The following is a 21,356-nucleotide window of genomic DNA, read 5'->3' as shown; positions in this document are numbered from 1 at the left end:
TCCTTGCGTTCGGAATGGCGTGTCCAGATGTTGTGCCTCATGTGAGGCATTGCCACCGGATTTTCAATATCGTGTATCTCACTTTGTCGAGAGCTCTTCAAGGCTCCTGTCGAGCATGGGCTCGGGCAGCACCCGGATGGCCGGGCCCTCGGTGAAGATCAGCACGCAGCGGAAACGCTTGCCGGGATAGAGTGGTTTCAACAATTCGCGATAGATGGCGAGCTGGTTCCGATAGACCGGCGCGATCTCGTCGGACGAGGCGGGCACCTGGCGGTTGGTCTTGTAGTCGGCGATCGTCACGGTGTTGCCGGAGACGGCCAGCCGGTCGATCCGGCCCGAGACCGCGAATTCGCGGCCGCCGAGCTTGAGCGTGCCCATCACCGAGACTTCCGCCCGGCTTTGCTCGCCGAAGAGCGCCGTAAGCTCCGGGTGGTCGAGCACATTGAGGACCGCATCCGAAAGCGCCCGGCGCTCCGCCGCCGGCCAGCGCGGCACCGAACGCTCCAGGTAGCGCTCGGCCGCGGCCTGGCGCTCGGCGCTTTCCAGCGCCGGCAGCACTTGCAGCAGGCGGTGGAGGATCGCGCCGCGCAGCATCGAGAATTTGGGCGCCGCCTTCTCCGCAAAAAGAGCCGATCCGATGATCGATTCGCCGTCCGGGTCGTCGATCGCGACAGTGGTGCCGGATGGCGTCAGCGGCCGCGGCAGCCGCCGCGGCGCCGGCAGGGGGGTGAAGAGCGCCCGCGGCAGGCCGGCCGGTGCCGCTCGCGGACCGGCGAGGCCGCCTTCCCGTGCCGGCAGGTCGCGCGCCACCGGCGTTTCCCGCCATGCAAGCCCTGCCCATTCCTCGCCGCCGGCACGGAAGGTCGTCGGCGCGCCGCGGCCCTTGAGGTCCTGCGCAAGGGTGCCCTGAACCATGGCGTGCCAGGTGTCGACGTTCTGCCGCTGGCCGCGATAGCCGCAGACGATCAGGCGGTCGGCCGCGCGGGTCATGCCGACATAGAGGAGCCGGCGATATTCCTCCTCGGCCAGTCGCTTCAGCCGCGCATTGTCGGCATCGATCAGCGAGTTCGGGGCCGAGCCCGGTGCGCGCCAGACCGGAACGGAGACGACGGAGCGATCCGGCTGCTGCCTTTCCAGAAAGCGCAGGTCCGAGACCTGCTGGCGGACGAATGCCTCGCCGCCGCCATCGACGAGGAAGACGACCGGCGCCTCGAGGCCCTTGGCCGCATGCACCGTCATGACGCGCACCTCGTCGCGCTCCTTGTCCTGTTCGCGCTTGACCGTCGGAGCCTCGATCTCCAGCGTCGAAACGAAGGCCTGCAGGCCCGGCAGGCCGCTTCTCTCGTGGTCGAGCGCGAAAGTCAGGAATTCGTCGAGGATGTCGCTGACCTCGCTGCCGAGCCGTGCGAGGAAGGCGCGCCGGCCCCCGTGGGCGCCGAGGATGCGGGCATAGAAATCATGCGGCAGCAGGTCATGGGCGAGCGTCGAATAGGCGCGAAGCCGTTGCACCACCCCGTGATGGCGGCTCATCTCCTCCGCGCCCGCCTGCTGCAGGCGCCGCCAGAGGCTTTCGCCCTCCGCCCGTCGCGCGGCAAGCTCGAAGACGTCGTCTTCGCCAAGATTGAAGAGCGGGCTCTTCAGGAGTGCGGCAAGCGACAGGTCGTCCTCGGGCAGAAGCACGAAACGGCCGAGCGCCATCAGGTCCTGCACGGCGATGTGGCTCGTCAGCACCAGCCGGTCGGCGCCGGCGACCGGGATATTGCCGCGGCGCTTCAGCGCGCGCGTCAGCGCGTTGACGAAGGCGTCGCGCTTGCGCACGAGCACGATCACGTCGCCCGGACGCATCGGGCGGCGGACGCCCTTTTCGATCACCGTTTCGCGGCCGATCCAGTCTTCGAGAACCGCGGCGATGCGCCGGGCGAGGACGTTGACCGGCGCGCGCTCGGGTGTCGCGTCGAAGGGCGCCGTCCACTCTTCTTCCGAAACCGTCGGCTCGGGCGCGATCACATCCCACAGGTCGACGGCGCCCGGGTGGCCGATCCGGTTCGAGGCATGCACGATCGCCTCGTTCGCGGCGCTGAGGCCCCTCGCATTGCCCGGATTGGCAAAGACGGTGTCGACGGCGGAAAGCACGTCGACGGTCGAGCGGAAGGAAAGCTGCAGGCGGATGGAACTGAAATGCTTCTGGCCGGCAATCACCCGCCGCTCCGTCACCACGCTCTCCCGGGCGAAACGCTCCGGCCGCGCCCCTTGAAAGGAATAGATCGACTGCTTCTCGTCGCCGACGGCAAAGATCGTCCGGTCGTCCGCCCGCGCCGTTTCGCCGGCGAAGAAATCGGCCGCCAGCGACTGGATGATCGTCCACTGCGCGGGGCTCGTATCCTGCGCCTCGTCGACGAGGATGTGATCGATCCCCTGGTCGAGCTTGTAATGCACCCAGGCGCCGACGTCGCTGCGCGAGAGCAGCGCCGCCGTGCGGGTGATCAGGTCCTCGAAGTCGAGCTGGCTGCGGGCCTTCTTGAGCGCCTCGTAGTCGCGATTGAGCCGCTCGGCGAGGATGAGGGCGGCACGGGTCGCGTCATACATCCGCACGATGCTGAGGCGATCGGCGCAGGCGACCATGTGGTCGCGCGCCTCTTCGACGAGGATCGCGAGCTCCGGCGCCTCGCGCCGCATCGCCGCGTTGAGAAAGGTGGATTCCGCTTTCGGCTTGCCGCCGCCGTTGTAGAAGAGCTCGACCAATCCGCGGTAGCGCTCCGCCGTGTCCTCGATCGCCCGGAGCTTTCGCAGGCCCTCGGCAAAGGCGGAGGCCTTGGCGCCGCCGAGGCGCAGGGCAATGTCGATATAGCGATCGAGCGCCGCTCCGTTGAGGCCGGCGAGCGGCCAGGCGCCCGCCATCACGGTGTCCGCCGTCTCGCCGGGCTTCAGGCCGAGGGCCGCGCCGAGATGCCGCTCGAGGCCGCCGCGTCCTGCGACCCGGTCGAGGAAAGCCTGGATCGGCGCCCGCTCGGCGACGATCGCCGCAAGCAGCTTTTCGAGGCCGGTATCGTCGGCAAGGTCGAGGACGGTGGCGAAGGCGCCGGCAAGTTCCCGGTCGTCGGCCGCGGCCGTCGCCGTCAGGAGCGCGCGGCGCGCGTCGGCGAGCAGCACCGCGGCGGCCCGGTCGTCGAGGACGGAGAAGTGCCCGGCGACGTTGGCCTCCAGCGGGAACTGGTGCAGCAGTGCCTCGCAGAAGGCGTGGATCGTCTGGATCTTCAGCCCGCCCGGCGTTTCGAGGGCGCGTGCGAACAGCCGCCGCGCCTCCTTTATCTTTGCGAGCGACGGGCGCTTGCCCTCGATCGCCTCGATGCGCCTTTCGAGTGCCGCGTCGTCGAGCGTGGCCCATTCGGCAAGCCGCTCGAACACCCGGTTCGACATTTCCGAAGCGGCCGCCTTCGTATAGGTCAGGCAGAGGATGGCGGAGGGCCGGCAGCCGGCGAGCAGGAGGCGGATGACGCGTTGGGTGAGCACATGCGTCTTGCCGGACCCGGCATTGGCGGAAACCCAGGCGGAACGCGCCGGGTCGGAGGCGAGCGCCTGCCGCTCGGTCGTCCAGTCGAGCCACGCCTGCGGCGTCCGCTGCTCCGGCCCGGATGCATCACTCCTCATCGTCGTCCTCGCTGTCGGCGGTCGCCCATTCGGCGACGCGCGCCAGATGGTCGTATTCCCCTCCGTAGTCCCGTTCCTTCTGGACGATCAGGCGCGAGGCGAAGCCGTGCCGGCCGCTCATCAGGGCGGCGAGCAGTTTCCTGAGTTCGCTGAGCGATGCCTCCGCCAGCTGATCGGTGGATTTCGTGTCCCTGGCGCGGCCGCCCTCGTTGTCGACCGTGTCGACGGCGAAACGGCTGCCGGGCTTCAGCCGGACGTAGCGCAGCGAGTGCGGCCTGGCGGGGCCGACGGCGCGGAAGGCGCCGGCCTTGAGTGCGGCCGCCTCGAGGGCGAGCTGCGGGTCGAGCAGCGCGCGGGCCTCCTTGGGCGAGGGGCTCGATCCGGTCTTGTAGTCGATGATGTCGACTGTGCCGTCCGTGAGCCGGTCGAGCCGATCGGCGATGCCGGTCAGCCGGATGTCGGCAAGGCCGAGCTCCATCGCCGCCGGGACCTCGGTGAACGACCTGGCGATGCCGTGGCGGCGATCACGTTCCCATTCGAGGAAGGCCCTGCCGACCGCGTGGAAGCGAGGGCGCCAGATGGTGTCGATATGGGCGGGCAGCTTCTCCTCGTCGAAGGCCTCGTCGGTGAGCCGCATCATCGCGGCTTCGCCCTCGCGCGTGGCGGGATCGAAGCCGCCCTTCACGAAGCGATCGACGATCCGGTGGTAGAGCAGGCCGCGCTCGGCCGCATCCGGGTCGCGGTTGAACGGCTCGAGCGGTTGAAGCCGGAGGATCCGCCGCGCATAGATGGCATAGGGGTCGCGCCGGAGCCGCGTCACCTCGCTGAAGGAATATTTGCGCGGCTGCAGCTCGGCCGGCGGCCTCGGCTCCGGCCGCTCGGCGAGCGGCTGGCGGTCGCCTTCGTCGAGCATGCGCATCCAATGGAGATAGCTGGCGCCATTCGCCTTGAGCTGCTCGTTGAGCTTCTCGCCACCGAGCGCCTGCAGGCGCTGCAGCCATCGGGACGCGACGGTCGGTGCCGATCCCTGGCGCATCGAGCGCGAAAAGATCAGCCGGCGCGTGCCGCAGGCCATCTGGAAGTCGTGCGCGAGCTGGCCGATGCGCCGCTCCGGCGGCTCGAGGCCGACCCCCGCCTTCATCGTCCGCGACAGGAGCGGATCGTTCGAGGTCTGGCCCGGCCAGGTGCCTTCGTTCATGCCGCCGAGCACGACGAGGTCGACGCTTTGCAGGCGCGATTCGAGCGCCCCGAAGATGAAGACGCGGGGATGGCGCATCGATCGCGGCTTGACCGCCTCGCTCGCGGCAAGCGCCTCGACGATGTCGCACCATTGCGGCCCGTCTGCCTCCATCTGCCCTTCGGTCTCGATGATGCCGGTCAGCAGCGTCGCCAGTGTTTCGCCGGCTTCCGAAGCCCAGAGCTCGCCGAGGCTGCCGCGCTCGTCGACGGCGACCGCCTCCAGCGCCCTGCCCGTTCGCTCGGCCCAATCGGCGAGCGTCAGCACCAGCGAGCGATCATGGCCGCTTACGGCGCCCGGCACGAGCGCGCCGGTCAAAGGCTCCATGGCGGCCGAGATGCGCCGGGCAAGCGACCGCGCGAGCGCAATGTCGTCGATGCCGACGGCGCTCAGCCATGGCGGCGGATGCCGGTCGGTGTTCCGCTTGGCAAGCGCCTTGTCGAGCACGGTTTCGAGCGCGGCAATGTCGGCGACGTCGGTGCCGCCGCGCAGCGCCACGAGTTCGAGCGCATCCGCGGCGTGACGCGCATCCTCGGGCGCCGCCCCGAAGCGCGCGAGCGGATGCTTGAGAAGGGCGACCAGGGGCACCGGGTCGTTCGGCCGCAAGGCGGCTTCCAGAAGCAGGCGGGTGAGGGCGCCGGCGGGGGTCGCCGAGAGCGGGATGCCGGCCGAATCGTCGGCCTCGATGCCGAAGCGGGCGAGCTCGGCCCCGACGCGGCGCGCAAGGCCGCGATCCGGCGTGATCAGCGCCGCCTGGCTTTCCTCGTCGCCCTCGAGGGCCAGCCGAAGCGCAATGGCGACCGCCGTTGCCTCCTCACGCTCGTTCGCTGCCTCGATCAGCGCCACGTCGGCGAAGGCGGAAGCGAGCTTCTCCGGGTCGAACTCAGCGCGCGCCTGCGTCCAGCTGTCCGTCGCCTTCGCCGGCAGCAGCGCCCGCGAGAGCACGGCGCTGCGATAGTCGAGGTCGTCGTCGACGCGGCCGAGCACCGGCACGTCGCTGCGGTCGATGCCCATGCGCTTCATGAGGCGATGGAAGCCATATTGCGGATGCGTTCGGCTGGCCGGATCCCTCGCGGTCGAGCCCGGCGCCGTGTCGCCGACGATCAGCTGCCATTCGGCCTCGCTCATCGCCTGGTCGAGGCCGGGGAGCACGATGGTGCCGTTCGGCAGCGCCTTGACCGCCGCGATCAGCGCCGCGGTCGCCGGAATGGAGCCGGTCGAGCCGGCGATGATGATCGGCCCCTCGACCTTGCCGGCGGCAATGCGCTGGGTTTCGGCCTTGAGCACCGCATTGCGGTGGCGTGCCGGCGAGGAGCGCTTCAGTTCGGCGAGCCGCTCCGGCCAATAGGTCCGGGCGATCTTCAGGAAGGCGAGCGTCAGCTGCCACCACAGCGCATGCTCGCCGCCGTCGAGCCCGTCGAGCTGATCCCAGGCGAGTTCCTCGGTCTCGATCGCGTCGATGAGCTCGGCGAGATTGCGCGCCAGCCAGATGGCGTCGGCGGGGCTCGCCGGTGCGATCAGCGGGCTTTCGGCATGGATGTCGAGAACCACCTGCGGCAGGCGATTGCGCCAGGCGAGGATGAGGCGGCCGAGCTCGATGAGGCGGGCGGTGCCGGAAAGGGGCGGCGCGAGATCGAGGATCGCCGGCACTTCCGCGTCGAAGAACCCGCTGTCGTCATCGGTCTCGCCGAGCGCGCGGATCATCGGCAGGATGGCGGAGCGACCGCCGAGCAGGTCGACGAATTCCGAGCGCAGCACGCGCGCCGAGCGGCGCGTCGGCACGAAGATCGTCACCCCGGCGAGCGCCAGGGGATCGGCCGGGTCATAGCGGAATTTCGACGTCAGCGCGCCGCTCAGGAGGCTCTCGGCCAGCGTCTTCAGGAAGGGCAGGCCAGCGGGAACCGTAAAGACGTTCGCGCTTCGTCGGGTCACGTCATCCTCCCGGGCAGAATCGCCGGATGACGGCCTCGGCCTCGGGGATCGCTTCGGGCGTGCCGACCGTCATCCAGTGGCCGTCGAGCATCAGGCCGAACAGGCGTCCCCTGGCGATCGCCCGATCGAAATAGATGTTGAGGTTGAACGCGTCGCCGGGCGCATCGGCAAAGAGCCGCGAGTGAAGCGCGGTGGCGCCGGCATAGACGATGGGATTGTCCATGCCTTCCTCATAGCGCCTCAACCGGCCGTCTTCGGAGAGCGAAAAATCCTTCTTGCCGTTGTGGCCGGTCGTATCCTCGAGCCGGACGCAGAGCAGCGCCATGTCCATGCGCTCCGGGTCGAAATAATCGGCGAGCCTCTGCAGGTTGCTCGGCTCTTCCGCCTTCTCGCCGACCCAGAAGAGATCGGCGTTCATGACGAGTACCGGCCCGTCATCGAGCAGTTTCAATCCCTTTGCCAGCCCGCCGCCGGAATTCATCAGCGCGTCCCGTTCGTCGGAAAAGACGATGCGCGGCGCCTCGCGGCGGCTGAGATAGGCCTCCATCTGGTCGGCGAAATGGTGCACGTTCACAGCGGCCTTCGTCACGCCGGCGGCGGCAAGCAGATCCAGCACATAGTCGATCATCGGCTTGCCGGCGATGCTCACGAGCGGCTTCGGCAGCGTGTTGGTGATCGGCCGCAGGCGGGTGCCCAGTCCGGCCGCAAGCACCATGGCATTGGTGATGGGCATGATTTCCTATGAGGTTGCTGATTCGCTGGCAAGGATTCCAGCCTTAATGCACCAATCGCGCAAGGGTGTCAGCACGTCATGGGAAAGCGCGCGCTCCAGATAGGCGAAAGTGCGCGGCATGTGCTTCATATAGCCCGGCTTGCCGTCGCGCTCCTTGAGCCGCACCCAGATGCCGGCGAGCTTGCAGTTGCGCTGCGCCGCCATGATGTGCCAGTCGCGTGAGAAAGCCGCCTCGTCGAAGGGGCGGACGGCCCTGCGCTCGGCAATGTAGGCCTCCATCATCCGCCGGGCGAGATCCGGCTCGATGGTCGCGCGTGCGTCCTGCACGAGCGCGGCAAGGTCGTAGGCCGCCGGGCCGATCATCGCATCCTGGAAATCGATGATGCCGATCCGGTCGAGGCCGGAGCGGTCGGCCCGCCACAGGATGTTCGGGGAATGGTAGTCGCGCAGCACCAGGTTCTTCTCCGCCGCTGCGAGAATATCGACGAGCCGGTCCCAAATGGCGAAATAGGCGTCCCGCTCCGCGTCCGAGGCGGGCCGCCCGCGTTTCCACGGCAGGTACCAGTCGATGAGCAGGCTCGTTTCGATCTTGATCGCCGTCCGGTCGAAATCGGGGATGTGGTGGACGAGGCCTTCGGCGACCGGGATGTCGCGCTCCGCCGGTTCGCTGTGGAGGCGGGCGAGCAGCCGCGCGCTCTCGACATAGCGCTCCGCGATCGGCCGGCCCTGCGGATCGAGGATGCCTTCCGAACCCAGGTCCTCGATCATGAGCAGGCCCTGGTCGAGGTCGCGGGCGTAGATCGCCGGTGCGGCGAAGCCGCGCTTGCGCAGGAGTTCCGAGACGGCGACGAACGGGATCACGTCCTCGGCGATATGGGCGAGCTGCTGGTAGTATTTGCCGTCCTGAAGGATCGGGCCCGGCGTGTGCTTCGGCGCATCCATCAGGATCTTCGCCGGCTCGCCTTCGCCCGCGCGGATGCGCTCATAGGCCCGGATCGAGGCGTCGCCGCTCAAGTGCCGGCGGCGGGCGCCGGCAAGTCCGGCCTGCGCGAGGAAGCTGCGGATGGCGAGTGATCGGCTGATCCGCCCGAAGGCCGCGTCGGGGGCGGTGATCATGAGCCGGCGCCCTTCTCCCACGTGCGTGAAGGTGAGCGTGATGCGGTCGGCGGGCAGCGCCTCCTCCGCCTTCTCCGGCCATTCGACGAGGCAGATGCCGTCCGAGAGCGCCTCGTCGAAGCCGAGCTCGTAGAGCTCCGATGCGTCCGCGAGCCGATAGAGATCGAAATGCGCGACCGGAATGCGCAATTCGTAGCTTTGCACCAGCGTGAAGGTGGGGCTCGGCACTTCGAGCGTCTCGTCGTCGGCCATCGCCCTCAAGAAGGCGCGGGCGAAGGTCGACTTGCCGGCGCCGAGATCGCCCGAAAGCGCGACGCAGTCGCCGGCTTTCAGCGCCAGCGCCAGGTCCTCGCCAAGCGCGATGGTGGCGGCCTCGTCTTCAAGGAGGAGCTCAAGGGATTTCATCTATTCCGCCGCAATGATCTTCGGCATTTCGGCGGAGGGGATGCGGCAGGTGACCTCCGTGCCCTCGCCCTCCTTGCTGCGGATCGAGACGGTGCCGTGGTGCAGGCTGACGAAGCTCTCGACGATCGACAGGCCGAGGCCGGCGCCGCCGCTCTGGCCGTAGCTTTCGAAGCGGTTGAACACGGTGTTCAGCACGTCCTGCGGGATGCCCGGGCCGGTATCGGTGACGGAGAAGAGGAAATCGCCGCCCTCGCGCCGGCACTTGAGGTCGATCGTGCTGCCGTCCGGCGCGAAATTGGCGGCGTTGGTCAGAAGCTTAATGAAGATCTGCTTGAGCCGCTGCTGGTCCGCGACGATGCGGCCGAGATTGTCGGGAGCGTCGATCCGCAGCGTCGCGCCGCTCTCGATCAGCCGCTCGGCCATCTGCTGCGCCACGTCGTCGAGGAGGTCGATGAGGTTCACCTCCGCCATGTCGAGCTCGACGATGCCGGCGTCGACCGTCGCGAGATCGAGGATGTCGTTGACGATCGTCAGGAGCAGCGAGGAAGAGGTGGCGATGTGGTCGACATATTCCGCCTGGCGGGCGTTGAGCTCGCCGAAGGCCGGCGTCTTCAAGAGATCGGCGAAGCCGATGATGTTCGTCAGCGGCGAGCGCAGCTCGTAGGAAACATGATGGACGAAATCGTTCTTCAGTGCATCGGCCTTGCGCAGCGCCTCGTTCTTCTCGGTCAGCGCCCGCTCGACGCGCACGCTGTCGGTGATGTTGACGAAGGTCAGCATCGTCTGGGCGTTGGGCAGCGGGATCACCGCATAATCGAGGATCAGGCCGGTGCGCAGCTCCAGGATGCCGCGGCTCGACGGCCGCTCGTCGTCGAAGCTGGTGATGATGTGGGCGAAGCGCTTCCAGCCGTCCGGCTGGTCATAGGAGGCGAGGCACGCCTGCTCGACCGCGCGGATATGGGTGCCGGGCTTCGCCTCCGCCTCGCTGATGCCCCAGATCGCCCGGAAGGCCGGGTTCGACAGCCGGATGCGGCCGTCGGGCCCGAAGACGGCGACGCCTTCGGCGAGGTGATCGATGGTCTCGCCCTGGACCTGGACGAGGGTGTTGTAGCGGGTTTCGAGATCGACCTTCTCGGTCAGGTTCTCGAAGACCCAGGTCGCGCCGCCCTGCGGCCGCGCCGTGGCGAAGACGCGCAGCGTCTGGCCGTTCGGCAGGTGCCAGAGGTCGGATTGGGTGTCGAGCGCCTGGTAGACGGAAAGCGCGTTCGCCTTCCATTGCTTCCAGTTGAGCTGCTCCGGCAGCTTGCCGCCGGCGCGCAGGCGATCGAGCACCTCGCCGTTGCCGGGCTTGCGTTCCAGGAAGCCCATGTCGAGGTCCCAGAGCCGCTGGAAGGCCTGGTTGTAGAACTGCAGCCGCTGGTCGCCGTCGAAGATCGCCACCGGCGTCGCCAGGTGCTCGAGCGTTTCGGCGTGGCTCTTCAGCGTCCGCACCAGTTCCTCGCGCACGGCCTCGATGCCGGAAACGTCGATGGCGATGCCGGCGGAACCGGCCGGACCGCGGGCGTCGACGACATCGAAGAACGTCCGGTTGCCCTTGACCACGGTCGAGACCTTGTCGCGGTAGGGCGCCTCGAAGGTCGAGACGGCGCGGATCTTTTCGCGCGCGGCGGTGGACAGGAGCTCGCGCCCCTCGGCGACGCTCGCATTGGCGCTCTGCGCCTCAACGGCATCGGCATAGGCCGCGTTGACCCATTCGAGCCTGCCGTCGGTGCCGCGCTGCCAGACGGGCAGATCGATCTCGTCGAGAAGCGTGCGCAACGTCGAGAGCGATGCGTGCAGCCGATCGCGCCCGAGCTTCAGCTCCGCAAGCTCGGCCCTCAGATTGTTGAGGGCGATGAAGCGCACGAAGGCCCGGCCGCCGGAAACCCGGCCCTGGGCCTCCAGCACCTCGTTGCGCTGGGTTTCGAGCACCAGGTCGAAGCTCTGCGCCTGCGCCCGCAGCATCTCGATCGCCTTTTCGAGCTCGCCTGCCGATTGCGCCTTGATCCAGCGGCCGAAGGCGAGAAAGTCGCGGTCGTTCTGCGGCGCGCCGGTTTCGATGGGGAGCTGGCCGAGAAATTCCGGGCGTTCCGCCAGCCCGTCCCAGATGACGATACGGCGGTTCTTGTCGGCGATGAGCGCCTGGAAGCGGGAAATCCGCTGGTTCGCATCCGCCAGTTCGGTGCGCAGCTCGCGGTTCTCCGCTTCGATGTTGCCGCGCTGCCGGATGAGCCAGATCGCCGAGATCATGGCGGCGGAAATGACGCCGATCAGGACCGAGAAGGTCACGACCTCGGAGGAGCCGAATATGGCCCTGGCGACCGGTGCGGTCGCTTGCGCGGCGGCGTCGGTGGCCGCGAAGATCACCGTGCCGGCGAGGAGGCGCCGCAACAGCGTCGCGGCCGCTCGTCCTTTGCGAAAGAAAATCGATCGTTGTGCTTTCATGGCGCCGCTGTCCCCGTTCGTCCGGAAATTGCCGCCGACCTCGCGTCGCCATGCACCGAAAACCCCCGGAAGGGTTTGCGTCGGTTCCGATTGCATCCCCGGTCTGTCTCCGTCTGTTTGCCGCTTTCCGACAAGACATCCGCATCCGCGACGCTCAAAGGTCCGCACCAGCGTCACGAATCAATGACTTAAGCATACTTCTTTGACGATTCGGCCGGAAGGGCGCGGCCCAAAAAAGCGGCCGCGACCTCTTGTCAAGGTCGCGGCCACAAGATGTTGTGGATTGCCCGGGTAAGGATTAGTACCGGTAGTGTTCGGCCTTGAACGGGCCCTGCGGCTTGACGCCGATATAGGCGGCCTGTTCCTCCGACAGCTCGGTGAGCCTGGCGCCGAGCTTGGCGAGATGCAGGCGCGCCACCTTCTCGTCGAGCTGCTTCGGCAGCACGTAGACCTCGTTCTTGTAGGTCTCGCCCTTGGTAAAGAGCTCGATCTGCGCCAGGACCTGGTTGGAGAACGAGGCAGACATCACGAAGGACGGATGGCCGGTGGCGTTGCCGAGGTTCAGGAGGCGGCCCTCCGAAAGCAGGATGATGCGGTGGCCCTTCGGGAACTCGATGAGATCGACTTGCGGCTTGACGTTGGTCCATTTCAGGTTCCGGAGCGCCGAGACCTGAATTTCGTTGTCGAAGTGGCCGATATTGCCGACGATCGCCATGTCCTTCATCTCCCGCATGTGCTCGATGCGGATGACGTCCTTGTTGCCGGTCGTGGTGATGAAGATGTCGGCGGTCGAGACGACGTCCTCGAGCTGGACCACTTCATAGCCGTCCATGGCCGCCTGCAGCGCGCAGATCGGGTCGACCTCGGTGACCTTGACGCGGGCGCCGGCGCCGCGAAGCGAAGCGGCCGAGCCCTTGCCGACGTCGCCGTAGCCGCAGACCACGGCGACCTTGCCGGCCATCATCACGTCGGTGCCGCGGCGGATGCCGTCGACGAGCGATTCCTTGCAGCCGTACTTGTTGTCGAACTTCGACTTGGTGACGCTGTCGTTGACGTTGATCGCCGGGAAGGGCAGGAGGCCCTTGGCCTGGAGCTGGTAGAGGCGGTTGACGCCGGTGGTGGTTTCCTCCGTCACGCCCTTGATGGCGTCGCGCTGCCTGGTGAACCAGCCGGGCGTCGCGGCAAGGCGCTTCTTGATCTGCGCGAAGAGGATTTCCTCCTCTTCCGAGCCGGGATTGGACAACACGTTCTCGCCGGCTTCGGCGCGCGCGCCGAGCAGGATGTACATGGTGGCGTCGCCGCCGTCGTCGAGGATCATGTTCGACAAGCCGCCATCGGCCCATTGGAAGATCTTGTCGGTGTAGGACCAGTATTCCTCGAGCGTCTCGCCCTTGACGGCGAAGACCGGGATGCCGCGCTGGGCGATCGCGGCGGCGGCGTGGTCCTGCGTCGAGAAGATGTTGCACGAGGCCCAGCGGACCTCGGCGCCGAGCGCGACCAGCGTCTCGATCAGCACGGCGGTCTGGATCGTCATGTGCAGCGAGCCGGTGATGCGGGCGCCCTTCAGCGGCTGTGCGGCGCCGAACTCCTCACGGCAGGCCATCAGGCCCGGCATTTCCGTTTCGGCGATGGCGATTTCCTTGCGGCCGAAATCGGCAAGCCCGATGTCGGCGACAATGTAGTCCTGAGTTGCGGTCATGAATTTCTCCAGGCTGATCCTTGGGGCCGCCGGCCCGTGGCGATTTGGCGGCATGACGATGCCTCCCGCGCTTGAAGCTCGCGGGGAGAGTGGGTCCGGTCTATCAGGAATCGCCGGTGAGGGCAACCGGCATATAAAGAGGTCTTTATATGTTTATATCGAGCTGGATGACGGGCCGGGGCCCCTCATCCGGCTGCCGCCACCTTCTCCCCGCAGGCGGGGAGAAGGGCCATGCCGCGCCGCCTTAGTCTCTCAACCGGGAGCCGCCGGTCCCCTCTCCCCGCGTGCGGGGAGAGGGCTAGGGTGAGGGGCAATCTCGTGCAGCGACAACGCCGAAAGGATTTCACATCTCTTCGCCGAACTTGTCGCGCACCAGCGCGTCGAGGGCGTTGAGGGCTTCCTCGGCCTGGACGCCGCTGGCGGTGACGCAGACCGTGCAGCCGGTGCTGGCGGCGAGCATCATCAGCCCCATGATCGAGGTTCCGCCGACGGTCATGCCGTCCTTGGAGACGGTGATCTCGGCGTCATAGGCCTCGACCGTCTGCACGAATTTCGCCGAGGCGCGCGCATGCAGGCCGCGCTTGTTGATGATGAGCAGCTCGCGCGTCAGTGCCGTGTCGGGGCGATGATCCATCATTTTCCACTCAGCACGCGGCTGGCGACGTTGATGTATTTGCGCCCGGCTTCGGACGCCTCGACGAGCGCCTTGTCCATGTCGCTTTCGCCGCGCACGCCGGCGAGCTTGATCAGCATCGGCAGGTTGACGCCGGCGATCACCTCGACGCTGCCGCTGCGCATGACCGAGATGGCGAGGTTGGAGGGCGTGCCGCCGAACATGTCGGTCAGGATGATGACGCCATTGCCTTCATTGGCCTTGTCCACGGCATCGAGGATATCCTGGCGCCGCTGATCCATGTCGTCTTCGGGGCCGATGCAGACGGTCTCGATGAATTTCTGCGGACCGACGACGTGCTCCAATGCATGCCGAAACTCATCCGCCAGCTTGCCATGGGTGACAAGCACAAGTCCGATCATGGGTAATCTTGCTCCAACTGCATTTGCAACTCGTCGATGGGGAGATATCGCAATGCAGCAATTTCGTCCACCTGTTGGGGCGGCCATCTTGGCAAGGAAAAGGCGAAGTGCAAGCCAAAAATGCCAAAAAACAAGTCTTCATGCCTGCGAATGAGGCCAAACTCCTGGTTTCCCGGGCAGCAAAACGGCAAGCGCATCTACCGGTGATAGCAGTCCTTCGGTCGGAACGCGCAACAGTGGCAGGTTCCGGCCGATTTCCAGGAGCAATTCCTCCTGTTCCGGCGGCAGGCGGGGATCGAAAGGGGCCCTGACCGGCATGATCGCCCAGTCGAGCACGCAGGCCGGGATGGTTTCGACTGCGGCGATGCCGCCGCCGCGAACCTCGATCAGGCCGCGGATGGACGGCGGGCAGCGCGCGATGATCCGCCCGTTCTCGAGCGAAAGATCCACCCGGTCGTCGGCGACGAGCGCGGCAAAGCGGCCGCGGCGCCGCACCTGCGAAATGCAGGCGAGCGCCAGCGCCGACTTGCCGGAGCCGGACGGCCCTGTGACCAGGAACCCGGTCGTGCCGAGGACGATGGCTGTGCCATGGACGTTCGCCGGGCGGGCGCTCACGGGTGCGGCTCGGCCGGCAGCGACAGGACGAAGCGGGCGCCGGCAATCTTGCCGCCCTTGTCGATGATGTTCTCGGCCTTGAGCGTTCCGCCATGCGCCTCGGCGATCTGGCGCGAGATCGACAGGCCGAGCCCGGAGTTCTGGCCAAAATCCTCGCCCTCCGGCCGGTCCGTGTAGAAGCGCTCGAAGATGCGGTCGATGTCTTCCGCCTGGATGCCCGGGCCGTTGTCCTCGACATAGACGAGGCAGCGCGAGCGCGAGCGGGCCAGCCGGACGATGATGCGGCCGTTCGGCTCCGGCACGAAGGAGCGGGCGTTCTCGATCAGGTTGGTGATGATCTGGCCGATGCGCAGCTCGTAGCCGCTGACGACGAAGCTTGCCCGCGGATTGTCCTTGCGGTCGACGACGAAGTCGAGCAGCACCTGCTTCTTCTTGCCGCGAACCTGGCGCGAAATGTCGACGAGGTCGCCGAGCAGCTTTTCGAGGTCGACCTTCTTGGCGTCGCTGCGGGCAAGCTCGGCATCGAGCCGGGATGCGTCGGAAATATCGCTGATCAGCCGGTCGAGGCGCCGGACGTCGTGCTGAATGACGTCGAGCAGCCGCTTCTTCGACTCCTCGGTCCGCGCGAGCGGCAGGGTCTCGACGGCGCTTCTGAGCGACGTCAGCGGGTTCTTGAGCTCGTGGCTGACGTCGGCGGCGAAATTCTCGATCGCCGCGATGCGGTCGTAGAGCGCGGTCGTCATCTCCCTGAGGGCGACCGAGAGGTTGCCGATCTCGTCCTGGCGGGAGGAGAAGTCGGGAATTTCCTCGCGCTCCTTCGCGCCGCCGCGGCGCACGCGGATGGCGGCCGCCGCCAGCCGGCGCAGCGGATTGGCGATCGTCGACGACAGAAGCAGGGACAGGATGACGTTGACGAGCGCCGCCACGCCGAAGACGCGGATGATCGCCAGCCTTTCGGCATGGACGATCTTGTCGATGTCGCCCGCCTGCGTCGACAGCAACAGCACGCCGAGCACGGCGCGGAAACGCTGCACCGGCACCGCCACCGAGACGATGAGCTCGCCCTTCTCGGTGACGCGCACGACGGCGCCGCGCACGCCGGTCAGCGCATTCATCACTTCCGGATAGATCGACCCGTTGCCCCCCGGCGGCTCCTTGTAGAGCGGCAGGTCGCCCGGCTGCAGGAGCCGGTTGAACCAGGTGCTGAGCCGCTCCGCGAAGCTCGGCGTTTCCGGATCGACGGGCGGCAGGTCGAAACGAAGCACCTGACCGCCGCTATAGAGATGCCGGGAGTCGAGCAGCAGGTCGGCGTCCGCATCGAACAGGCGCGCGCGAGTGCGCGTCGGCGAGATCAGCCGTCTCAGCACCGGCGCGACGCGCTCCTGGATGATCGGGAATTCCAGGTCCTCGTCGCTCGGCAGCGGCGTGATGCTCTCGCCCGCCTGCAGCTCGAGCAGCTTTTCGGGATCGATGGTGATCGAGTTGGTGTCGACCGATGCGGAGGCGGAAATGGCGCCGGCGATGATCTCGCCCTGCGTCAGCAGGCTCTCCACCCGGGCGTCGATCAGGCCCTCGCGGAACTGGTTCAGATACATGATCCCGCCGACCAGGACCACGAGCGCCACGAGGTTGAAGAAGACGATGCGCCGCGTGAGACTCGAGAACACGGCATTGCCGAACAGGCGCCGGATGAGCGTGAAGGGATGCGCCCATCGGCGCTGCCCCCGCAACCCGGTCAGCCGCCCGTCAGAATCTTCGATATCGCCCTGCAAGACTTCTACCAAGTCTTCCGCTCCCACGGCGAAACGCTCGCCGCCTTCCTCATTCACTGGCGCGGGGCCCGGCCCGTCGCCGGTCCGTCGGCGCGGCGCTATGCGCCGGCGCTCCGTCCCGCCATCAGGCACGCGCTCGGGCCTTCCGGTCGCGCCACCCGCCGGAACCGGCCCACCCCGAGGGTTCGGCCGGTCGCAGGCGATCGCGCCTCGCGCCTTCCCGTTCAGCCTCCGCACCGGTTCTCAATGAGCCACAATCGACGCGAAGGCAAGTCGCGAAGGCAAGTCCGGGGAGCCGCGCCCCAGCCGTTCGCCTCAGGCCGTCTCGCGGAAGCGGTAGCCGACGCCGTAGAGCGTCTCGATCATGTCGAAGTCGCTGTCGACCATCTTGAACTTCTTGCGAAGCCGCTTGATGTGGCTGTCGATCGTCCGGTCGTCGACGTAGACCTGCTCGTCATAGGCGGCGTCCATCAGCGCATCGCGGCTCTTCACGACGCCGGGGCGCTGCGCCAGCGAATGCAGGATGAGGAACTCCGTCACCGTCAGCGTGACCGGCTCGCTCTTCCAGGTGCAGGTATGGCGCTCCTGGTCCATCACGAGCTGGCCGCGCTCCAGCGAGCGCGACGGCGTCTCGCCGTTCTTGGGCGAGCCGACCACGGCTGCGGCGGCGTCGCGGTTCGGCGCGCGCCGCAGGATCGCCTTGACGCGCTCGACCAGCAGCCGCTGCGAGAACGGCTTGGTGATGAAATCGTCCGCGCCCATCTTGAGGCCGAAGAGCTCGTCGATCTCCTCGTCCTTGGAGGTCAGGAAGATCACCGGCAGGTCGGATTTCTGCCTCAGCCGGCGCAACAGTTCCATGCCGTCCATGCGCGGCATCTTGATGTCGAAGATCGCCAGGTGCGGCGGACGCGCCAAAAGGCCCTCGAGCGCGGAGGCGCCGTCGGTATAGGTTTCGACCTTGTAGCCCTCGGCTTCCAGCGCAATGGACACCGATGTCAGGATGTTGCGGTCGTCATCGACAAGCGCGATGGTCTGCATCGTTTTTCAACTCCATCTTTTAGGGTCCGGCGCCGGCATCCGCTCTCGAAGGAAACGGCGGCAGCCGCAAGTCACGGCTGCGTTACTTGAGTATAAAGGTGGAACAAATTGTGGCGAAGCGCAAAAGCACCCGGTTCTCTTTCCCCGCCAGTCATGTCGCAAGTAGGCTTGTGGGATGCGTAATTCAACCGATTAAAAAAAGCATAATTTTCTTTAAATCGATTAATATACTGATATCATTATCGTTTTTTAAGTCGGAGTCTTGTCTTGCGTTGGCCTAGCCGGTATGTTCCGACGAAATTCAACGCCAATGGCCAAACACGAAGGAAGCTTGACCATGGAGCAGCTTGGCAGCCGCAACCCCTCGAACGAACTGGAAACGATCGGTTTTTCCGGCCTTTCGGTCGTCCGCTATAACTTCGAGGCAGCGGAGCTTTATGAGGAAGCCCTTCGCCGCGGCGAGGCTGAGTTGACCGCCCATGGCGCCCTTTGCGCCCGCACCGGCCAGCACACCGGCCGGTCGCCCAAGGACAAGTATGTCGTGCGCGACGCCGCCACCGCCGATCAGATCTGGTGGGACAACAACAGCGCGATCTCGCCGGAAAATTTCGAACGCCTTCGCCAGGACATGCTGGCGCATGCCAAGGGCATGTCGCTCTATGTCCAGGACCTGATCGGCGGCGCCGAGCCCGAGAACGCGCTGCCGACGCGCGTCGTCACCGAATTCGCCTGGCATTCGCTGTTCATCCGCAATCTCCTCATCCGTCCGGAGCGCGATGCGCTGGCGACGTTCGCGCCCAGGCTGACGATCATCGACCTGCCGAGCTTCAAGGCGAACCCCGAGCGCCACGGATGCCGCAGCGAGACGATCATCGCCTGCGACCTGACCCGCGGCCTCGTGCTGATCGGCGGCACCTCCTATGCCGGCGAGATGAAGAAATCGGTCTTCACCGTGCTCAACTACCTCCTGCCGCAGAAGGGCGTTATGCCGATGCACTGCTCGTCGAACGTCGGCCCCGCGGGCGATACGGCGATCTTCTTCGGTCTCTCCGGCACCGGCAAGACGACGCTTTCGGCCGATCCGAACCGCACGCTGATCGGTGACGACGAGCATGGCTGGAGCGACAAGGGCGTCTTCAACTTCGAGGGCGGCTGCTACGCCAAGGCGATCCGCTTGTCGGAAACGGCGGAGCCCGAGATTTTCGCGACGACGCGCCGTTTCGGCACCGTCATGGAAAACGTCGTGCTCGACGCCCGCCGCGTCCCCGATTTCGACGACGGTTCGCTCACCGAAAACACCCGTGTCGCCTACCCGCTGCACTTCATTCCGAACGCCAGCAAGACCGGCACGGCGCCGCAGCCGCGCACCATCATCATGCTGACGGCGGACGCCTTCGGCGTGATGCCGCCGATCGCCAAGCTGACGCCGGAACAGGCGATGTACCACTTCCTCTCCGGCTACACCGCCAAGGTCGCCGGCACGGAAAAGGGCGTGACGGAACCGGAAGCGACCTTCTCGACCTGCTTCGGCGCCCCGTTCATGCCGCGCCATCCGTCGGAATACGGCAACCTGCTCAAGGATCTGATCGCCCGCAACGGCGTCACCTGCTGGCTCGTCAACACCGGCTGGACCGGCGGCGCCTACGGCACGGGAAGCCGCATGCCGATCAAGGTGACGCGCGCCCTGCTTTCGGCGGCGCTCGACGGCTCGCTGAACAGTGCCTCCTTCCGCACCGACGCGAATTTCGGCTTCGCGGTGCCGGTGTCGGTGCCGGGCGTCGAGGATCGCATCCTCGACCCGCGCTCGACCTGGGCGGATGGTGCAGCCTATGACGTCCAGGCCCGGCGCCTCGTCGACATGTTCATCGCCAACTTCGCCAAGTTCGAGAGCCATGTCGACGGCAGCGTGCGCGACGCCGCCCCGGGCGCCAAGGTCGCCGCCGAATAATCGCCAAGACATGATTCACGTGAAACCCGGTCGCCTGCGGCCGGGTTTCTGCGTTCTAGCCGGGCCGTTTCCAACTGCGCGGCGCTGTGCGATAGAACGTCCCTGTGGCGCCGCGCGTCTTATCAGGCGCGTGAAATGCTGCATGTCTTTGTCCCTGAATCGAGATCGATTTAAGGAGACATGCAGTAGGAGTGAATCATGGCGAGCGAACCGCTTTACATCAACGACGGCATCGTGATCGCCGGCTGGGAGCTGACGGAGCAATTCGTGCTGGCCGGCGGTCCGGGCGGGCAGAACGTCAACAAGGTCTCGACCGCGGTCCAGCTCTTCTTCAATATCCAGGCGTCGCCGGCGCTGCCGGAGCGGGTCAAGGCCAATGCGCTGAAACTGGCAGGTCGCCGCGCCTCCAAGGACGGCGTGCTGATGATCGAGGCCAGCCGCTTCCGCAGCCAGGAGCGCAACCGCGAGGACGCCCGCGAGCGGCTGAAGGAGCTGATCCTGAAGGCCGCAGAGCCGCCACCCCCGCCGCGCCGGAAAACGAAGCCGACCCGCGGTTCCATCGAGCGGCGGCTGAAGGAGAAATCCGGCCGGGGCGAGATCAAGAAGCTGCGCGGGCGGCCTGAGGGCGAGTGAAGTCCAGGCAAGCCCATTGTATCTGCCCGCGGGGAGAAGGGACTTGCCGCCCGGCCGCGCCTTCCATTCAACGCCGGCCACGCCGCCTTGATAGCGGCCAGCCGGCCGAGGGCGCTCGGAGCAAGCCGCTTGTCCCCTTCGCCCCGCTTGCGGTCGCTTGCGGGGAGAAGGTGGCCGGCAGCCGGATGACGGGCGAGTCCCCCGTTCCCGCCAAGACGATTTCCGGGTCGCCGGCGGCCGCGGCAAGCGCTACATCCCTTTCGATCGATAGTGAATGACGGGACGACGTCCATGCTGGTGCTGCCGAAAGGGGTGAGACATATTCCCGGTTTCCTCGACCGCTCGCGACAGGAGGCGCTCGTCGAGGCCGTCCGCCATGTCGTCGCCGAAGCGCCGCTCTACGTGCCGGAGATGCCGAAGACCGGCAAGCCGATGTCGGTGCGTATGACGAATTGCGGCGCGCTCGGCTGGGTGACCGACCGCGAGCTTGGTTATCGCTACCAGCCGGAGCATCCGGTTAGCGGCAGGCCCTGGCCGCCGATGCCGGACATACTCATCGATATCTGGCGCGCCGTCTCCGGCAGCGACAAGACGCCCGAGGCCTGTCTCATCAATTTCTACTCCGCCGAGGCCCGCATGGGACTGCACCAGGACCGGGACGAGCGCGACCTCGAAACGGCCGTCGTCTCGATCTCGCTCGGCGACAGCTGCCTCTTCCGCGTCGGCGGCCGCAGCCGCGGCGCGCAGACCGTGTCGTTCAGGCTCGAAAGCGGCGACGTGGTGGTGCTCGGCGGCGAGGGCCGTCTCGCCTTCCACGGCGTCGACCGCATCTACCCGAACACCTCGACGCTCCTGAAGAACGGCGGGCGGCTCAATCTGACGCTGAGGCGGGTCAATCTTTGAGGCTTTCCAAAAGACTCCTCCCCAACCCGTCGCCACAGGTGGGAGGGGCCTCTGCGACCGCGGCGGGCGCAGTTGCCAGTTTTAACGGTCTGAGCTTTCGGAATGGCTGAAAAAAGAAGGAGCAGGCGCGTCATCGCGAGCCCCTCCCACCTGTGGGG

Annotated in this window: 14 protein-coding genes; 3 read left to right on the top strand and 11 right to left on the bottom strand. The window is 66.8% G+C overall.

Annotated elements, in window-relative coordinates; all coding sequences use genetic code 11:
• Nucleotides 1–78: 78 nt before the first annotated feature.
• From addA to chvI, 11 genes are all read right to left on the bottom strand, one after another.
• Entirely contained in the window at nucleotides 79–3,648 is a 3,570-nt protein-coding gene (gene addA / locus ATB98_RS19505) for a double-strand break repair helicase AddA (protein WP_066876474.1), read from the bottom strand.
• Nucleotides 3,638–6,817, bottom strand: coding sequence for a double-strand break repair protein AddB (gene addB / locus ATB98_RS19500; protein ID WP_066876471.1), 3,180 nt, complete (start codon nucleotides 6,815–6,817; stop codon nucleotides 3,638–3,640). The genes addA and addB overlap by 11 nt, the downstream gene beginning before the upstream one ends.
• Before the next feature lies 1 nt (nucleotide 6,818).
• Nucleotides 6,819–7,550: a nucleotidyltransferase family protein gene (locus ATB98_RS19495; protein WP_066876469.1), complete on the bottom strand. Its 732-nt coding sequence runs from the start codon at nucleotides 7,548–7,550 to the stop codon at nucleotides 6,819–6,821.
• Nucleotides 7,551–7,556: 6 nt separating this feature from the next.
• Nucleotides 7,557–9,071, bottom strand: coding sequence for a tRNA (adenosine(37)-N6)-threonylcarbamoyltransferase complex ATPase subunit type 1 TsaE (tsaE, locus tag ATB98_RS19490; RefSeq protein WP_066876467.1), 1,515 nt, complete (start codon nucleotides 9,069–9,071; stop codon nucleotides 7,557–7,559).
• Nucleotides 9,072–11,555: a PAS domain-containing sensor histidine kinase gene (locus tag ATB98_RS19485; RefSeq protein WP_066876649.1), complete on the bottom strand. Its 2,484-nt coding sequence runs from the start codon at nucleotides 11,553–11,555 to the stop codon at nucleotides 9,072–9,074.
• Nucleotides 11,556–11,853: 298 nt separating this feature from the next.
• On the bottom strand, nucleotides 11,854–13,254 hold the full coding sequence (gene ahcY, locus ATB98_RS19480; RefSeq protein ID WP_066876465.1) for an adenosylhomocysteinase: 1,401 nt from the start codon (nucleotides 13,252–13,254) through the stop codon (nucleotides 11,854–11,856).
• Between the two features lie 343 nt (nucleotides 13,255–13,597).
• Nucleotides 13,598–13,891: an HPr family phosphocarrier protein gene (locus ATB98_RS19475; RefSeq protein WP_066876463.1), complete on the bottom strand. Its 294-nt coding sequence runs from the start codon at nucleotides 13,889–13,891 to the stop codon at nucleotides 13,598–13,600.
• On the bottom strand, nucleotides 13,888–14,289 hold the full coding sequence (locus tag ATB98_RS19470; RefSeq protein WP_066876462.1) for a PTS sugar transporter subunit IIA: 402 nt from the start codon (nucleotides 14,287–14,289) through the stop codon (nucleotides 13,888–13,890). The genes ATB98_RS19475 and ATB98_RS19470 overlap by 4 nt, the downstream gene beginning before the upstream one ends.
• A gap of 138 nt (nucleotides 14,290–14,427) precedes the next feature.
• Nucleotides 14,428–14,904 (bottom strand): HPr kinase/phosphorylase, encoded by a 477-nt coding sequence (locus ATB98_RS19465; protein WP_066876460.1) that lies wholly within the window; start codon nucleotides 14,902–14,904, stop codon nucleotides 14,428–14,430.
• Complete coding sequence (gene chvG / locus ATB98_RS19460) at nucleotides 14,901–16,634, bottom strand: two-component system sensor histidine kinase ChvG (RefSeq protein WP_234781953.1); 1,734 nt, start codon at nucleotides 16,632–16,634, stop codon at nucleotides 14,901–14,903. Before chvG ends, ATB98_RS19465 begins: the two co-directional genes overlap by 4 nt.
• 357 nt (nucleotides 16,635–16,991) lie before the next feature.
• Nucleotides 16,992–17,714: a two-component system response regulator ChvI gene (chvI, locus tag ATB98_RS19455; protein ID WP_066876458.1), complete on the bottom strand. Its 723-nt coding sequence runs from the start codon at nucleotides 17,712–17,714 to the stop codon at nucleotides 16,992–16,994.
• Between the two features lie 337 nt (nucleotides 17,715–18,051).
• On the opposite strand from chvI, the gene ATB98_RS19450 reads away from it, so the two are divergent.
• The 3 genes from ATB98_RS19450 (at nucleotide 18,052) to ATB98_RS19440 (ending at nucleotide 21,198) form a co-directional block, all read left to right on the top strand.
• A complete protein-coding gene (locus ATB98_RS19450; protein WP_066876456.1) occupies nucleotides 18,052–19,662 on the top strand; it encodes a phosphoenolpyruvate carboxykinase in 1,611 nt (536 codons plus the stop codon).
• Nucleotides 19,663–19,860: 198 nt separating this feature from the next.
• Nucleotides 19,861–20,295 (top strand): alternative ribosome rescue aminoacyl-tRNA hydrolase ArfB, encoded by a 435-nt coding sequence (gene arfB / locus ATB98_RS19445; RefSeq protein ID WP_066876454.1) that lies wholly within the window; start codon nucleotides 19,861–19,863, stop codon nucleotides 20,293–20,295.
• 291 nt (nucleotides 20,296–20,586) lie between these two features.
• Nucleotides 20,587–21,198: an alpha-ketoglutarate-dependent dioxygenase AlkB gene (locus ATB98_RS19440; protein ID WP_066876452.1), complete on the top strand. Its 612-nt coding sequence runs from the start codon at nucleotides 20,587–20,589 to the stop codon at nucleotides 21,196–21,198.
• Nucleotides 21,199–21,356: the final 158 nt, after the last annotated feature.

Origin of the sequence: Sinorhizobium saheli (assembly GCF_001651875.1) — a bacterium.
In the GTDB taxonomy this organism is placed as follows: domain Bacteria; phylum Pseudomonadota; class Alphaproteobacteria; order Rhizobiales; family Rhizobiaceae; genus Sinorhizobium; species Sinorhizobium saheli.
The sequence above is the reverse complement of the archived record's forward strand: the minus strand, read 5'-3'. Positions and strand labels throughout refer to the sequence as shown.

Excerpts from the sequence above, each read along its gene's own strand:
- ATB98_RS19485 (WP_066876649.1), bottom strand. The coding sequence starts at position 11,555 with ATGAAAGCACAACGATCGATTTTCTTTCGCAAAGGACGAGCGGCCGCG.
- ahcY (WP_066876465.1), bottom strand. The coding sequence starts at position 13,254 with ATGACCGCAACTCAGGACTACATTGTCGCCGACATCGGGCTTGCCGAT.
- ATB98_RS19470 (WP_066876462.1), bottom strand. The coding sequence starts at position 14,289 with ATGATCGGACTTGTGCTTGTCACCCATGGCAAGCTGGCGGATGAGTTT.
- ATB98_RS19495 (WP_066876469.1), bottom strand. The coding sequence starts at position 7,550 with ATGCCCATCACCAATGCCATGGTGCTTGCGGCCGGACTGGGCACCCGC.
- tsaE (WP_066876467.1), bottom strand. The coding sequence starts at position 9,071 with ATGAAATCCCTTGAGCTCCTCCTTGAAGACGAGGCCGCCACCATCGCG.
- arfB (WP_066876454.1), top strand. The coding sequence starts at position 19,861 with ATGGCGAGCGAACCGCTTTACATCAACGACGGCATCGTGATCGCCGGC.
- ATB98_RS19440 (WP_066876452.1), top strand. The coding sequence starts at position 20,587 with ATGCTGGTGCTGCCGAAAGGGGTGAGACATATTCCCGGTTTCCTCGAC.
- chvI (WP_066876458.1), bottom strand. The coding sequence starts at position 17,714 with ATGCAGACCATCGCGCTTGTCGATGACGACCGCAACATCCTGACATCG.
- ATB98_RS19450 (WP_066876456.1), top strand. The coding sequence starts at position 18,052 with ATGGAGCAGCTTGGCAGCCGCAACCCCTCGAACGAACTGGAAACGATC.
- ATB98_RS19475 (WP_066876463.1), bottom strand. The coding sequence starts at position 13,891 with ATGATGGATCATCGCCCCGACACGGCACTGACGCGCGAGCTGCTCATC.
- addA (WP_066876474.1), bottom strand. The coding sequence starts at position 3,648 with ATGAGGAGTGATGCATCCGGGCCGGAGCAGCGGACGCCGCAGGCGTGG.